The sequence below is a fragment of the Meridianimarinicoccus aquatilis genome, assembly GCF_004358675.1.
Lineage (GTDB): Bacteria > Pseudomonadota > Alphaproteobacteria > Rhodobacterales > Rhodobacteraceae > Meridianimarinicoccus > Meridianimarinicoccus aquatilis.
In genome coordinates this window covers 1-15,307 of sequence record NZ_SMZO01000013.1, presented here as the reverse complement: position 1 = coordinate 15,307, position 15,307 = coordinate 1, and the positions used below count along the sequence as shown (strand labels likewise).

13 protein-coding genes are annotated in these 15,307 nt (G+C 59.7%); 7 read left to right on the top strand and 6 right to left on the bottom strand.

Features of this window, described 5'->3' with window-relative positions:
* Positions 1 to 36 precede the first annotated feature (36 nt).
* The 6 genes from E2L05_RS07605 (at position 37) to E2L05_RS07580 (ending at position 8,020) form a co-directional block, all read left to right on the top strand.
* Positions 37 to 1,110 carry a C4-dicarboxylate TRAP transporter substrate-binding protein gene (locus E2L05_RS07605; protein ID WP_133342326.1) on the top strand — a complete coding sequence of 358 codons (1,074 nt, stop codon included), beginning with the start codon at positions 37 to 39 and terminating at the stop codon, positions 1,108 to 1,110.
* Positions 1,111 to 1,143: 33 nt separating this feature from the next.
* Complete coding sequence (locus E2L05_RS07600; protein WP_133342325.1) at positions 1,144 to 1,695, top strand: TRAP transporter small permease subunit; 552 nt, start codon at positions 1,144 to 1,146, stop codon at positions 1,693 to 1,695.
* Positions 1,692 to 2,996 (top strand): TRAP transporter large permease, encoded by a 1,305-nt coding sequence (locus E2L05_RS07595; protein ID WP_133342324.1) that lies wholly within the window; start codon positions 1,692 to 1,694, stop codon positions 2,994 to 2,996. Before E2L05_RS07600 ends, E2L05_RS07595 begins: the two co-directional genes overlap by 4 nt.
* A gap of 10 nt (positions 2,997 to 3,006) precedes the next feature.
* Positions 3,007 to 3,873: a dioxygenase family protein gene (locus tag E2L05_RS07590; protein WP_133342323.1), complete on the top strand. Its 867-nt coding sequence runs from the start codon at positions 3,007 to 3,009 to the stop codon at positions 3,871 to 3,873.
* A gap of 186 nt (positions 3,874 to 4,059) precedes the next feature.
* On the top strand, positions 4,060 to 5,856 hold the full coding sequence (locus E2L05_RS07585) for an ABC transporter transmembrane domain-containing protein (protein ID WP_133342322.1): 1,797 nt from the start codon (positions 4,060 to 4,062) through the stop codon (positions 5,854 to 5,856).
* A gap of 262 nt (positions 5,857 to 6,118) precedes the next feature.
* On the top strand, positions 6,119 to 8,020 hold the full coding sequence (locus E2L05_RS07580; RefSeq protein ID WP_133342321.1) for an acyl-CoA synthetase: 1,902 nt from the start codon (positions 6,119 to 6,121) through the stop codon (positions 8,018 to 8,020).
* An 86-nt stretch (positions 8,021 to 8,106) separates the two neighbouring features.
* Here the strand turns inward: E2L05_RS07580 and E2L05_RS07575 are convergent, their stop codons facing one another.
* From E2L05_RS07575 to E2L05_RS07550, 6 genes are read right to left on the bottom strand one after another with little or no spacing between them, the layout of a single operon-like run.
* Positions 8,107 to 9,045, bottom strand: coding sequence for a 2-hydroxyacid dehydrogenase (locus E2L05_RS07575; protein WP_133342320.1), 939 nt, complete (start codon positions 9,043 to 9,045; stop codon positions 8,107 to 8,109).
* A 3-nt stretch (positions 9,046 to 9,048) separates the two neighbouring features.
* Positions 9,049 to 10,191 (bottom strand): rod shape-determining protein RodA, encoded by a 1,143-nt coding sequence (gene rodA, locus E2L05_RS07570; RefSeq protein WP_133342319.1) that lies wholly within the window; start codon positions 10,189 to 10,191, stop codon positions 9,049 to 9,051.
* The gene (gene mrdA / locus E2L05_RS07565) at positions 10,188 to 12,131 is read right to left on the bottom strand and encodes a penicillin-binding protein 2 (protein WP_133342318.1); all 1,944 of its coding nucleotides are present in this window, start codon (positions 12,129 to 12,131) and stop codon (positions 10,188 to 10,190) included. Before mrdA ends, rodA begins: the two co-directional genes overlap by 4 nt.
* Positions 12,128 to 12,670 (bottom strand): rod shape-determining protein MreD, encoded by a 543-nt coding sequence (locus E2L05_RS07560; protein WP_133342317.1) that lies wholly within the window; start codon positions 12,668 to 12,670, stop codon positions 12,128 to 12,130. The genes mrdA and E2L05_RS07560 overlap by 4 nt, the downstream gene beginning before the upstream one ends.
* Positions 12,663 to 13,577 carry a rod shape-determining protein MreC gene (gene mreC, locus E2L05_RS07555; RefSeq protein ID WP_133342316.1) on the bottom strand — a complete coding sequence of 305 codons (915 nt, stop codon included), beginning with the start codon at positions 13,575 to 13,577 and terminating at the stop codon, positions 12,663 to 12,665. Before mreC ends, E2L05_RS07560 begins: the two co-directional genes overlap by 8 nt.
* A 48-nt stretch (positions 13,578 to 13,625) precedes the next feature.
* Positions 13,626 to 14,663, bottom strand: a complete 1,038-nt coding sequence (locus E2L05_RS07550) for a rod shape-determining protein (RefSeq protein ID WP_133342315.1) — start codon at positions 14,661 to 14,663, stop codon at positions 13,626 to 13,628.
* A 183-nt stretch (positions 14,664 to 14,846) separates the two neighbouring features.
* Between E2L05_RS07550 and E2L05_RS07545 the strand changes: the two genes are divergently transcribed.
* The coding region (locus E2L05_RS07545; RefSeq protein WP_243721905.1) for a DUF2161 family putative PD-(D/E)XK-type phosphodiesterase at positions 14,847 to 15,307 on the top strand (461 nt) is incomplete at its 3' end.

Sequence of the window (15,307 nt, the reverse complement as noted above, 5' to 3'; positions counted from 1 at the left end):
GAACCAATCAACACACTACTCTGGGAGGAACAGATCATGATCAATTGGACACGAAGCAGCCTGCTTGGCGCCGCACTTGCGACAGCAACGGCCCTGCCTGTCGTTGCGCAGGAAACCGTTTCAGCCGTCGTTATCGATGGCTATCCGGACCGCGCGATGTGGGTGCGGGAATTCACTAACTTTTTCACCCCTGAAGTTGATCGCCGTCTTGCCGAAGCGGGCGATTATGAAATGAGCTGGCAGGAAAACTATGGTGGTTCCATCGTGAAGCCACGCGGCGTGTTGGAAGGGATCCAGTTGGGCCTTGGTGACATCGGCATCGTTACCACCATTTTCCACTCGTCCAAGTTGCCTGCCCAGGGGCTTGCCGGGTCAACGCCCTTTGTCGCCTCTGATGCGCGCGCAGTTGCAAAAGCGGTGGACGAGATTGCCCGCGAATACCCTGCCATGCAGAATGAATTTGCTGCGCAGAACCAAGTGTATCTTGCCACGGGCGTTGTGCTGAACAGCTATCAGTTGTTCTGCTCGGATCCAGTAAATTCGATCTCTGATCTTGAGGGGCGCAAGATCGCCGGTGCCGGCATCATCTTGCGCTATCTCGAAGGCATCAAGGATGTCGCCGGTGTGCGGGGCGGCCTGACCGACTTCTACAACATGCTTCAAACCGGTCTTGTTGATTGCGCCATGTTGTGGCCGGAAGCTGCCGCGACCTTCAACATCGCAGAAGTCGCTCCCTATATGGTCCGTACCGATTTTGGCTCGGTCAATTCCAAGACAGTGACGGTAAACGCGGACTATTGGAACAAACTGCCCGATAGTGTGAAAGACGTTATGAAAGCCGTTGCCATCGATTACCGTGATCATCTGGCTGAGATCACGATGGACGTGGCTTCCAAGGCCGAAGCTGATTATGTCGCGTCCGGTGGTACCGTAACCGATGTATCTGCCGAGGAACGCGCTGCATGGGCCGAAGCGATGCCAAACATCGCTCAGGAATGGGTCACAATTCAGAACGATAACGGCGAAGACGGGACAGCCATGCTTGCATCCTATCTGGGCAAGCTTGAGGCCGCCGGTTTTGTCGGCGTTCGCGACTGGACCCAGCAGTAATACCCCACAGCGACCCGAGAAGGGGCGAAGATTATGCTCAAGTCTGCACTGGCTGGCCTGTCTCGGGTCGCCAATACCATTGCGATTGCTGCCAACGCTGCCGGAACCCTTGCCGTTCTGGGGTTGGTTGTGATCCTCAACGTCGATGTGGTGGCGCGCGGCGTCTTTAGCGCGCCACTCAAAGGCACCTATGAGATCGTTCAACTGTCGGTGGTCTTAATCGTGTTCCTGCAACTGGCCGATGTGGTCCGGGTGGACCGCCTGACACGGTCTGATGGATTTTTGAATGTGGTGCACAATAGGCGGCCCAAAATGGCTGCCAACATGCGCCGCATTATCAACGCGGTCTCTGCCATTTTCATGGGATTGATCGCGTACATCATGTTCCCCGAGTTTCTGAAGATGTGGGAAACCCAGGACTATTTCGGTGTGCCTGGATTGTTCACCGCGCCGTGGTGGCCAATCAAACTGGTGATCGCATCGGGCTGTGCGCTGTCCTGTGTCATCTTCACGCTCAAAGTCATCACCGCGCAGGACCGTCCGCACCTGGTCCGCGCCCCTGAACACGACGAGCCCGAAACATGACCCCCATTGAGATCGGCCTTATCTCGGTCGTTGCCATCGTTTTCCTGATCTATTCGGGTGTCTACATCCCTGTCGCGCTTGGCATGGTGTCGTTTGTGTCAATCTGGTTGATGCGGGATAACTTCACGCTGGCGCTGAATCTGCTCAAGGTCGCTGTCGGGGACAGCGCGATGGAATACAGCTTCGCGACGATCCCGCTTTTCACCTTCATGGGATTAATCGTCTCAAAGGCAGGGCTGGGAAGGGACATCTACGAAGTCATGACCATGCGGTTTCGCAAGGTCAAAGGCGGCATCGGCATGGCAACTGTCGGGGCGAACGCTGTCTTCGCTGCCGTGACCGGATCTTCCATCGCGTCGGCCTCGGTGTTCACCAAGGTGTCCGTTCCGCAGATGATCGCACAAGACTACAACCCCCGTTTCGCGGTCGGTGTTGTGGCGGGATCGTCGGTGCTGGGTATGATCATTCCGCCTTCAGCGATGCTGATCATTTATTCCTTCGTGGCGGAACAGTCGGTTGGCAGCATGTTCCTTGCAGGGGTCATTCCCGGCATCATGCTCGCGGTCGCTTACGTGGCTGCCATCTGGTTCATGGGCCGCTACACGCCGAACTTCGTCGGCGGCCGTGTGGTCGATGACACCGAATGGATGACCCCTGCCGAGATCGCATCAAAGACCTTGCCGACACTTGGCCTGATCACCGTCGTTCTGGGCGGCATCTATACCGGTTGGCTGTCCGCGGTCGAAGCGGGCGCTACCGGCGCGCTTGTGGCTTTGGTTATCGCGCTTGTGCGCCGGTCCATGTCAGTGAAAGCCTTTTGGGATGCGCTGCTGGAAACCGGGCACATTACGGCGGCCATTCTTTTCCTGATCACGGCCGCGTCAATCTATAGCCGGATGCTGGGCATGGCCGGGCTTCCCAACCAGTTGCAAGACCTGCTTGCGGGCAACTCCGCATCTTTCTGGATGATCATGCTGCTTTATGTGCTGCTGATGCTGTTCCTTGGCACGCTGCTTGACACTGCGTCCATCATCCTGATCGTGGTGCCGCTGTTCCTGCCTCTCGTCGAGGCGATGGACATGTCGCTCATCTGGTTCGGCATCATCACCGTCGTCGGCGCCGAGATCGGGCTGTTGACGCCGCCACTGGGCATATCCTGTTTCGTGATCAAATCGACGATCAATGATGATCGCATCTCACTCAAGGATGTGTTCATGGGCGCGCTGCCCTTCGCCTTTGTGATGTTGATCGTTCTGTTCATCCTGATCGAATTCCCGATCCTAAGTCTCGCACTTCTCTAAGGGGGCCGTTATGCGCAATGTGACAAAAGAAAACATTACCGACGTATTCATCAGCTACATGGCTGACGATATGCCGCCCCGGACCCGAGAAGTCATGACATCGCTGGTGCGACACCTGCATGACTTTGCCCGCGAGACGAACCTGACCCATGAAGAGTGGCGTGAGGGGATTGCCTTTCTAGAAGGCTGCGCCGCGATTGAAACAGAAGACCGCCACGAATTTGTGCTGCTCTCTGACGTTCTTGGCCTGTCCTCGCTGGTCGACATGCTGCATTCCAGCCCCAATGCCACGTCGTCATCGGTGTTGGGGCCGTTCCATGTGTCCGGTGCGCCGCCGCTGCCCGTAGGCGGCGATATGAAACGTGATTTCGGCGGGCCTGTTTTACTGGCCGAAGGCACGATCCGCGACACCGATGGCAAGCCCATTCCGGGGGCCGTTCTCGACATCTGGCAGACCGCGCCCAACGGGCTCTATGCCAGCCAGGACGACGATCAGGACATGTTCTCGTTTCACGGGTTGATGACAGTTGGCGACGATGGCCGCTATGCGTTCACCACTGTGAAGCCTGTGGAATATACGGTCCCTTCTGACGGTCCGGTTGGCGGCATCCTCAATGCCTGCGGCCGCCACCCGTGGCGTCCCTCGCATCTGCATTATATCGTCACCGCGCCGGGCTATCGATCGCTGGTGACCGAGATTTTCCCAGATGATGATCCGTATCTCGATCAAGACACAGTGTTCGGCGTGCGCGAAGATCTGGTCATGAGTTACAAGGAAAAACCCGCATCCGAATTTCCCGATGGTTTGGCTTTATCGGGAAAAGTGACCGAGCCGTTTCTGGCTGTGCAATTCGACGTAACGCTCGCGCGGGAATAACGACTGTTCGGCGGCGTCGCTTAGGGGCCGGGTTTCGGTAATGGCGCCAAAGTTTCGCCCGCATAGGTAAGGATTCTATCCGCGTGGCGGCACTTTCGTACATATGTGCTGTGATGCCCCGTGCGCACTGCTTGTTGCGGAGGGGCGGTTGGGCTACATCAACCGCACCTTTTGGGAAGGCGGATCATGGCGCGTAAACCGAACACCACCACTGAAGATCGCGCGGCATCGCGCAGGATCGGCGCATTGCGCGGGTTGATGCCCTTTGTCTTGCGATATCGCGTGCTGCTTGCGCTCTCGGTCGTCGCCCTGATCTTCACCGCGTCCGTGTCGCTTGTGCTGCCCATGGCGGTGCGCCGGGTTGTGGACGGGTTTCAGACCGGGTCGAGCCAGCTTCTGGATCAGTACTTTCTTGCGGCGATCGTCATTGCGGGCCTTCTCGCGCTGGGAACGGGAACCCGGTACTATCTTGTGACCCGATTGGGCGAGCGCGTGGTCGCGGATATTCGCAAAGCCGTGTTCGACAACATGATCGGTATGTCGCCAGCGTTCTACGAAAAGATCATGACCGGTGAAGTGTTGTCGCGCATCACAACAGACACAACCCTTATCCAGTCAGTGATTGGATCGTCGGTGTCGTGGTTCCTGCGCAATCTGCTTTTGTTTTTCGGCGGTTTGGCCATGATGCTGCTGACCTCGGCCAAGCTGACAGGGTTGGTGTTGTTGCTGGTGCCAGTGGTGATCGTGCCCATTGTCGCGCTGGGCCGGCGTGTGCGCAAACTGTCCAAAGCCAATCAGGACTGGATCGCGCAATCGTCTGGCAAGGCATCGGAAACGCTGCTCTCGGTGCAGGCCGTCCAAGCGTTCAGCCACGAAGCATTGTCCGCTGCACGGTTTTCCGATGTGACAGAGCAAGCCTTTTTGTCCGCCAAGGCCAGAATAGCCGTGCGCGCAGCCCTGACCGTGATCGTGATCTTCCTGGTGTTCGCGGGGATCGTGGGCGTGCTGTGGATCGGGGCGCGCGACGTTCGTGCGGATGCCATGAGCATCGGCGCATTGGTGCAGTTCGTTATCTATGCCGGGATTATGGCGGCCTCAACGGCTGCATTGTCCGAAATTTGGGGCGAATTGCAGCGGGCGGCAGGCGCAACCGAACGCTTGGTTGAATTGCTGACCACGACGGACAGCGTGAAAGACCCGGCCAATCCAACGCCCGTGCCGCAACCATGCCGCGGTGAGATCACCTTTGACAACGTGCGGTTCACCTATCCCACACGCCCGGAATCTGCCGCGCTGGATGGGATTTCGATGACCATCGCGCCCGGCGAAACCGTGGCCCTTGTCGGACCGTCTGGGGCGGGCAAGACCACGATCCTGCAAATGATCTTGCGGTTCTATGACCCTGCAAGTGGACGCATTTTGCTGGATGGTACGGACCTGCGCAGCATGGCGCGGCCCGACTTCCGCCAGCAGCTTGCACTGGTGCCGCAAGAGCCGGTGATCTTTGCCGAGACCGCCATGGAAAACATCCGTTTCGGCCGCCCGGATGCGCGTGATGACGAAGTGATATCAGCAGCAAAGGCCGCTGCTGCCGACAGCTTCATCATGGAACTGCCGAACGGCTATGACAGCGAACTTGGCGAGCGCGGTGTCATGCTGTCCGGCGGGCAGAAACAGCGTATCGCGATTGCCCGTGCGATCCTGCGCGAGGCCCCCGTGCTTTTGCTGGACGAAGCGACCTCTGCACTGGATGCGGAAAGCGAACGCGCCGTTCAAGACGCGGTAGAAGCACTGTCCAAGGATCGCACCACTCTGATTGTGGCGCACCGTCTTGCAACGGTGAAAAAGGCAGACCGCATTCTTGTGTTCGACAAGGGCCAGATCGTGGCGAGCGGCACCCATGACAGTTTGGTCGCGCAAGGCGGGCTTTATGCCCGACTGGCCGAGCTTCAATTTACCGGCGGTGCTGTCGCGGCTGAATGAGCGCGCACATGCCGCTCAAGAGCCGGTGTTGCGAGAAGCGAGGTCAGGGTTGGGAGTTTGACCAACTCTAGAACTCCGCCTGAGGCGGCCTGGTCGCGTCGTGACACTCATCGCACGATTGCGACGCTGAACAAGCTGGGGCACAGTGTACCCAACGGAAACCAACACCTGCCATGTGCGCCGCAACGCTGCGTAAGACTTGTGCGGGGGCCCCGAAACCCCCAAACCTGCTGATATAACCACGACGGGCTGGGAGGACAGAGTGGCTACTAAGTTCAGGAACCTTGAAGATTGCCGTGCGGCCGAAGCGCTTATGCCTTGGGCCAAGCGAGATGTGCCGCAATCCGTTCATCATGCACTGCTGCGCTGTTCGGAACGGTTCCCGTCGCGCAACGCGGTGTCATTTCAGCTTCTCTCTGACCCCAAATCCAAGGCCGAGACACTCAGTTGGTCTGACTTGGCGGGGCAGGTTACGCGGGCTGCAAACATGTTTCGAAGCCTTGGCATCGGCGAAGGTGATGTTGTGGCCTTCCTTCTGCCCAACGCCAACGAAACCGTTGTGACGCTTCTGGGCGGCATGACCGCAGGCATCGTAAACCCGATCAATCCGCTGTTGGACGTGGAACAGATCGCCGGAATTCTGAACGAAACAAAGGCCAAGGTTCTGGTCACACTCAAGCCGTTTCCCAAAACGGACGTTGCCCAGAAAGCGGCACAGGCTGTGGCCTTTGCGCCCTCGGTCAAGACGGTGCTCGAGGTGGATCTGCTGCACTATCTGTCGCCGCCGAAATCCTGGATCGTTCCCTTGGTGCGCCCTAAAAACCCGGTCCGCCACCATGCGCGGGTCTTGAGTTTTGCAGCGGAACTTTCGCGTCACCCCTCTGATCAGCTAAGTTTTGAGGAACCCCCCCAAGACCGGGTCGCGGCCTATTTCCATACAGGGGGGACGACCGGAACCCCCAAGGTGGCGCAGCACACCATGCAAGGGATGATCTACAATGGCTGGCTGGGGCAGGAATTGATCTTTGATGAGACAGATGTGCTGATCTGTCCGCTGCCGCTGTTCCATGTCTTTGCCTGCTACCCAATTCTGATGTCGGCTATTCAGGCGGGCAGTCACGTGGTGTTTCCAACGCCCGCAGGGTATCGCGGCGATGGGGTGTTCGACAATTTCTGGAAGTTGATTGAACGCTGGGGCGTGACCTTTCTGATCACCGTTCCAACGGCGTTGTCCGCGTTGATGCAGCGCCCGGTAGATGCGGATGTGTCCAGCCTGAAGACGGCGATTTCCGGTTCTGCGCCCTTGCCGTTGGAACTGTATCGCCGGTTTGAAGAGAGCACCGGCGTACAGGTTGCCGAAGGCTATGGCCTGACCGAGGCGACGTGCATGGTGTCATGCAATCCGATTGACGGTGACAAAAAAGTCGGCTCCGTGGGGATCCCGCTGCCTTATTGCGATGTGCGTATCCTGCACTGCACCGAGGATGGCACCATCGATCGTACCTGTGATGTCGACGAGGTTGGCGAGATATGCGTGGCCAATCCCGGCGTGGTCGATGGATCAACGTATACAGAGACGGCCAAGAATATCGGGCTGTTTGCGGATACGCGGTTTCTGCGAACCGGTGATCTTGGCCGAATTGATGAAGACGGCTATCTTTGGATCACCGGGCGACGCAAAGACCTGATCATTCGCGGCGGCCACAACATCGATCCTGCTGAAATCGAAGAAGCGTTGATGGGCCATGACGCGGTTGCCTTTGTGGGCGCGATTGGTCAGCCCGATGCGCGCACGGGCGAGTTGCCCTGTGCCTATGTGGAGCTTGTCGAAGGGGCAAAGGCGTCACCTGCGGAGTTGCTGGAGTTTTGCAGCGGGCGGATTCATGAACGCGCTGCGATCCCCAAATATGTCGAGGTGTTGGCCGAGTTGCCCAAAACGGCGGTCGGCAAAGTCTTTAAACCCGACCTGCGCAAGCTGGCGATCACGCGCGTCTATGATGCGGCGCTGGCGGGGGCGGACTTGCACGCGCATGTGGCCGAGGTTGTCGATGACAAGAAGCTCGGGCTGACAGCAATTCTGGTGCGCGATGGGGAGGTCGATGAAGCGCGTTTGTCCCATGTGCTGGGCGATTTCACACGGCCCTGGCGCTGGCAAGAGGGATGAGGGGCAGGGCGCGCTCCCGCCCGTCTTCATCGCGCCGCCGCGCAATTCATCCCGTTGGGCGTGGCACCGCGCGATGCGCGGTGCGGTCAGTACCCTGCGGATCTGTCGACCAGGCCGGGAAGCGGTGCGCCGGCTTGGTCCCTCTCAATTGTCTTGGCAATGCGCCGCGCTGCCGATGGTGCCCGTGTGGCCGAGGCGATGTGGGGCGTGACGGTCACGTTCGGATGTGTCCAGAACGGATGATCTGCGGGCAGGGGTTCCACACGGAACACATCCAAGGTCGCGTGGCTGATCTGCCCGCTGTCCAGCGCCGCCAACAAAGCCTCGTCATCGATCAACGGGCCGCGTCCGGGGTTTACGATGACGGCCCCGCGAGGCAGGATGTTCAGGCGCGCCGCATTCATCAGGTTCTCAGTGTCGGGCGTTTGGGGCAGCAACAGCACGACAATGTCCGCATCGCGTAGCGCGGTCCCAAGACCGTCGGCACCGCTGAAACACGCCACACCGGCGAGTTCCTTTGGGCGCCTGCTCCAGCCTGAGACCTGAAAATTCAACTGCGTGAGCATTGCTGCGCAGGCGGCCCCCAGTTCCCCCAAGCCCAGAATGCAGACCCGGCGATCCTTGGCGAGCGGCGGCACTGTTGCCACCCACTCGCCCGGCTTTGCAGCCCTGTGCGCGTCGATACCCAGATGATGCCGCAGGACATGCCCTGTCACCCATTCGACCATCCCTGCAGTCAACCCTTCCGGGTCGGACATCCGCACCAGAGGCTGCGTGAGGCTCGGTGTTCCAACGATCTTCTCAACCCCAGCCCAGAGACTGAGCACCGCCCTTGCACGGGTAAAAGGGGCAAAGTCAGTCAACCCGCCTGTTGGGGCGTACACGATATAATCGACCAAGGCAGGATCGGCGGCCGACCGCGTGACCTGCGCATCCAAGCCTACCTGCGCCAGTGCATTGGGCAAAATGTCTTTATAGTCGTCCCAATCTGCGTCGCTTGCGGAAAACAGAACTGTCAGGGGCATGTATCAGGACCTCGGTTTGTGGACATGCGCGCTTTGCACCAGCCCAAAGGCGGCAAGCAGCACAAGCATCGCGGAGCCACCGTAAGACACCAAGGGCAATGGGACGCCAACAACCGGAGCAAGCCCCATCACCATGGACATATTCACCGCAAAGAACAGAAAGAAAGTTCCCGCCACCCCAAGGGTCAGCAGTTGGCTGAAACGGTCGCGGTTTGTCATCGCGGCCGCAACGCAGAACACGATCACAGCAGCATACAGCGCCAACAAAGACATGCCCCCCACAAAGCCGAACTCTTCAGCCAATGTGGTGAAGATGAAATCGGTGTGCTTTTCCGGCAGAAAATTCAGGCGGCTTTGCGTGCCCTGCATGAACCCGCGCCCGGTAAACCCGCCCGATCCCAGCGCGATCTTGGACTGGGTGATGTGATACCCCGCGCCAAGCGGGTCCGAGGCCGGGTCAAGAAACGTATCGATCCTGCGGAACTGATAGTTTTCAAGCAACTGCCACTCGGTTCCGCGAGACTTCAAGACCGCAGACACCAAACCGACGCCCGCCGCGATGACCGCTGCGAAATAGGCCCAATGCACCCCGGCAAGGAACATGACGAACCCGCCCCCTGCCAGCAGCAGAATGGAGGTACCCAGGTCAGGCTGTTTGAGGACAAGCGCCACAGGCAACAAGATCAGCGCGACAGGCACAATAACCCAAATCGGGCGCGAGGTCTTGGTCACGTCGAGCCAGTCGTAATACGCCGCGAGCATCATCACCAAGGTGATTTTCATCAATTCGGACGGTTGCAGCCGCATGAACCCGATGTCTATCCATCGTTGCGCGCCCATGCCCACGACGCCGAAAAATTCCACCCAGACAAGTAAAACAAGCGCCATCAGATACCCAAGCGCTGAAAGGTTGCGCCAGATGCGGATCGGCACCATGGCGACCAGGAACATAACCGACATGCCCACTGCAAATCGTTTTACCTGCGGTTCGACCCAAGGCTGAAAAGATCCGCCCGCCACGGAATACAGCATCATGAACCCGACACAGGCAATGGCCGACAAGAGCAAAATCAAAGGCCAGTTCAGGTATAAAACCTTGCGCGGTCCCGAAGGGATCGTTTTGACGTTGTACTCAAGATAACTCATGCGCGGCTGCTCGAGGGCGGCTTGGGCGCGCGGTCCCGCAGGGGCAGCTCGCGTTGTTGCTCTTCGATCATGTCGCGCTGTGATGCGGGATAGGCTTCAAGCGGGGGCAGCGCGCCGTTCATCACCCGAAGCAAGACATCACGGGCAACCGGCGCTGCGGCGGCCGACCCACCACCGCCATGCTCGACAACCACAGACACGGCGTATTGGGGCCGGTCCGTCGGCGCATAGCTGACAAACAGGGCGTGATCTCGCCGCTCCCAAGGCAGGTCTTCGTTGCGAAACACGCCGCGGGCGCGTTCTGCGGTGGTGATGTTGCGTACTTGGCTGGTGCCGGATTTCCCAGCCATTTGCATGGTGTCATCCACGATACGCGAGCGATAACCGGTGCCGCGGCGGGTATTGCTGACGGCGGTCATGGCCCGGCGAACCGCTCGCAAATGCGCCGGGTTCAGGTCCAGCGCGCCGGTCACGCGAATTTCCTGGGGAACACCGTCTACGGCACGCACAAGACGGGGCGCAATATCGGTGCCGCCGGCAAGCCGCGCGGTCATCACCGCCAGTTGCAGCGGCGAGGCCAGAACAAAGCCTTGCCCGATGCTGGCATTGATCGTGTCACCAATCACCCAGCCTTCGCCCCGGCGGGTCTGTTTCCAACTCTGTGTCGGGGCCAGCCCTTCCGCCACGGCGGACATGGGAATGTCATGGCGCACGCCAATCCCAAGCTTTCGCGCCATCGCAGATATCTTGTCGATCCCGACCTTCTGCGCCACCTCGTAATAGTACACGTCGCACGACTGCACGAGGCTGTCATGCATGTTCATATGCCCGTGCCCGCCGCGCTTCCAGCAGTGAAACCTGCGGCCTGCGGTGCTTAGGTATCCGGGGCACCATACGGTGTCTTCGGGGCCGACGACCCCAGCCTCCAGCGCGGCAAGGGCGGTGACCATCTTGAAGGTCGATCCCGGCGGGTACACACCTTGCACCGATTTGTTGGCGAGGGGGCGATACTTGTTGTCTGTCAGCATCCGGTAATCGGCGACTGAAATGCCCCGCACGAACAGGTTCGGGTCAAAGGTCGGCGACGAGCAGACCGCCTTGAGATCGCCGGTTTCCACTTCCATCACAACGCAGGCGGCGCTTTCGCCAAACATCCGCGCCTGAACATAATTCTGCAGCCCTTCGTCGATGGTCAACTGGATATTTCGGCCTGACAAGCCTTCGTCACGGGACAGCTCGCGCATGACACGCCCGGCCGCGTTCACTTCGATCTGGCTGGTTCCGGCGCGCCCGCGCAGCACGCCTTCCATTCGCGCCTCGACACCGCTTTTGCCGATCTGGAATTCCGGGATCTGAAGCAGTGGGTCGGGATTGTCGAGCTTGGACAGATCATAGTCGCTGACCGGGCCGACATACCCCACCACATGCGCGAAATCCGATCCCAATGGATAACTGCGGGACAAGCCGACCTCTGGGCGCACACCGGGCAGGGCCGGGGCATTGACTGCCACGCGCGACAGGTCTTCCCAAGTCAGCCGGTCTGCCACCGTGACAGGAACAAACCGCACCCGCCGCTTTGTTTCTGCAAGGGTGCGCGCCACGTCTTCGTCGCTCAGCGGGATGATCTTGCGCAACTGGTCCAGAACTGCGGCCACGTCTCCCGCATCTTCGCGCACGATCACAACGCGATAGTTCTGGTCGTTCTCGGCAATTGGCACGCCGTTGCGATCAAAGATCAAACCGCGCGCAGGCGGCAAAAGCCGCAGGTTGATGCGGTTCTCTTCGGCCAAAAGGCGGAACTTGTCGGCCTCTTCGATCTGCATCTTCCGCATTTGCCACGCCAGCAGCCCGGCAAAGCCAAGCTGCGCGCCGCCCAGCACAAGCGCGCGGCGGCTGATCTTGCGGGCGCTGTCATCATTGTCTTTGACCGGCCGTCTCATGTGCGCGCTGCCCCTGCGCCGAAGCCTTCAATCGCCGGCTGTTTGCGCACACCCAACCCGAAATGAAGAAGTGCCACCACTGGCAGATAGGCCAGGATCGTCAGGGGAACCTGTAACAACTGTTGACCCAGTGTCGGCTGCTGCACGAAGAGCACTGCCAAAACCGCCCAATGAACAACAATGAGGGTGGCGATGATGCCGCCAATCATGGCGCACTCGACGGCAAATGGCATTGCCCGCAAGGGGCGTTGACGCCGCCTCAACCATTCAGTGGCCAGAACGACCAGTCCAGACCACAAACCGGGGGGGCGCATCAGCATCATGTCGGCAACGAACAAAAGCGCGGCCACAAGCAACAGCGGAAGCAAATCGGGGCGCCGCACGACCCACGCCAACACAAGGCACAAAAGAAGGTCAGGCGCCGGCCACATCCGCGGCCCGGTGTTCAAAGGTAACAACTTGATCAACACGACCAGGGCCGCAAGCCCGGAAAAAAGAAGGGCGTGACCCAAACGCGTGGACAGACGAAGTTCAGTCATCTGCCTCCTCCAAAGTGTCCAGCGGGGCGGGCGGTAACAGGGCGGCAGCACTTGCGCCGACCAAACCGCCGGTTTCGGCAATGGGTTCAGGTCCAGCATATCGCAGCACGCGCAAAAACTCCAAACGGCCATAATCGGCAGCAAGCCGCACGCGCAGCCGGTTGTCGGGGCTTTTGGCCACTTGTCCAATCAGAATGCCCGCCGGGAAAATTCCCCCATCCCCTGACGACACGACCCGGTCACCGGGGCGCACCAGATCGGGCATTTCAAGAAACGCGATGCGGGGCAGAGCCGTGTTATCGCCGCTCAGTAAAACCTGCTGACCCGAAGGCTGTATCGTTACCGGAATCGACGACGCAGGGTCGGTCAGCAGCATCACCCGCGCGGTCGTGTTGCCCACACCCGAGATCCGCCCCACCAGCCCGATCCCGTCCATTGCAGCCCATCCATCGCGGATGCCGTCATGAGCACCCACGTTCAACAAAACCGACTGGCGAAATGGCGATCCGCTGTCAGCAAGCACGCTTCCCGTCACAAAGGTCAGCTTGGGGTCCAGCTTGACATTGTTCAAATCCAGAAGCCGGGCGTTCTTTTGCTCCAACTGTAAGGCGGCCTCTTTCCAAGCTTCCATCCGCTGCAATTCGCGGCGCAACTCCTGGTTCTGCTCAAACAGGCGCGCGTAGGAATTGAAATCATCGGCCATCTTGACCAGCCCTGACACCGGGGCCATGGCCCATGTCAGATGTGGAATGACCGTGTCCACAACGTCACTGCGCAGCCGTTCAACACGCGGGCTGTCGATCCGCCACACAAAGAACACACCGAACAAGCACATCAGGCACAGGGTGACGATCACCCGGCGCACCGGGCGGAAGTGGTCTGTGCCCCTGTCCGTGTTATATGCCATGTCTGCCCCCCGGCTGCCGTGTCAGGGTGTTGCCGGGCCAGTCCCGGTCTAGCTGTCGTAGTCTATCACATGCCGCAACTTGGATTCATATTCCAGTGCCTTGCCGGTTCCGATCGCTACACAATTCAGCGCTTCGTCGGCCACTGTGATGGCAAGGCCGGTCTGTTCGCGCAGCGCCAGATCCAGATCTCCCAACAATGCACCGCCGCCCGTCAACATAACACCCCGGTCCACGATGTCAGCGGCAAGGTCCGGCGGCGTCGCTTCAAGTGCAGTCATCACCGCCTCGCAAATTTGCTGAACCGGTTCGGCCAATGCTTCGGCCACCTGCGCCTGCGTGATCTCGGTTTCCTTGGGAACACCGTTCAAAAGATCGCGCCCGCGGATCATCATCGACGTGCCGCGCCCGTCATCGGGCATGCGCGCGGTGCCGATTTCGGTCTTGATCCGTTCGGCGGTGGCTTCACCGATCAACAAGTTATGCTGGCGGCGCAGATAGCTGATGATGCCTTCGTCCATACGGTCGCCGCCAACCCGGACGGACCGGGCATAGACGATGTCACCAAGGCTCAGAACCGCGACTTCGGTGGTGCCGCCGCCGATATCCACAACCATGTTTCCGGTCGGGTCGGTGATCGGCATGCCTGCCCCGATGGCGGCGCTGATCGGCTCGGCAATCAGACCTGCGCGCCGTGCCCCGGCTGACAGAACTGACTGGCGGATCGCCCGCTTTTCGACGGGCGTGGCCCCGTGGGGGACACAGACAATAATCTTCGGCTTCGAAAAAATACCGCGCCGGTGCACCTTGCGGATGAAATGCTTGATCATTTCTTCGGCCACGTCGAAATCAGCAATGACGCCTTCGCGCATGGGCCGAATTGCCTGAATGCTGCCGGGCGTGCGGCCCAGCATCAGCTTGGCATCTTCGCCCACGGCCAGCACTTTTTTCACGCCATCCTTGACGTGATAGGCCACCACAGAAGGCTCATTCAGGATCACGCCCTTGCCCTTCACATAGACAAGGGTATTGGCCGTACCCAGATCGATTGCCATGTCTGCTGAAAACAGACCGCCCCAAGTTGCCATGCCGCTGACTTTCCGTAGTGCCCGATTACCGTCCCGCGACTCAAATCGCGGGTTGCGAACTTATAGGCAGACACATCACCGGGCGAAAGGGGCCGCAGGCGTTTACCTTGCTGCTTTGCAGCACCGGCAGAAAGCCGCCTGTCGGGGATTCCCTCAAAGCGCGCCGCGCGCTAGACCGGGGCCATGGCTCAAAAACCTTGCGTGGAAACCGATCTCTACGAACCGATCAAGCTGTTCCTGCAGGGGCAGGGCTATGTCGTGAAATCAGAAATCGGCGCAGCGGATGTGGTGGCGTGTCGCGAAACGGACGGCGGCGTTCCCGATGATCCGGTCATCGTCGAGCTGAAAACAGGTTTTTCACTGTCCCTGTTTCATCAAGCCGTAGCACGGCAAACGATCACGGATGCCGTCTATATTGCCGTACCGCGCGGCGCTTCAGCCCCGTTTGCCCGTGCGCTCAAGGCCAATCTCGGGCTGGCGCGGCGACTCGGGCTTGGGCTGATTACCGTGCGGTTGCGTGACGGGCTGGTCGAAGTGCATTGCGACCCGGCGCCCTATCGCCCTGTGAAATCCAAACCCCGCCGCGACAGGCTGCTGCGGGAATTCGCCCGCCGCGTGGGCGATCCGAATACCGGGGGCATGAC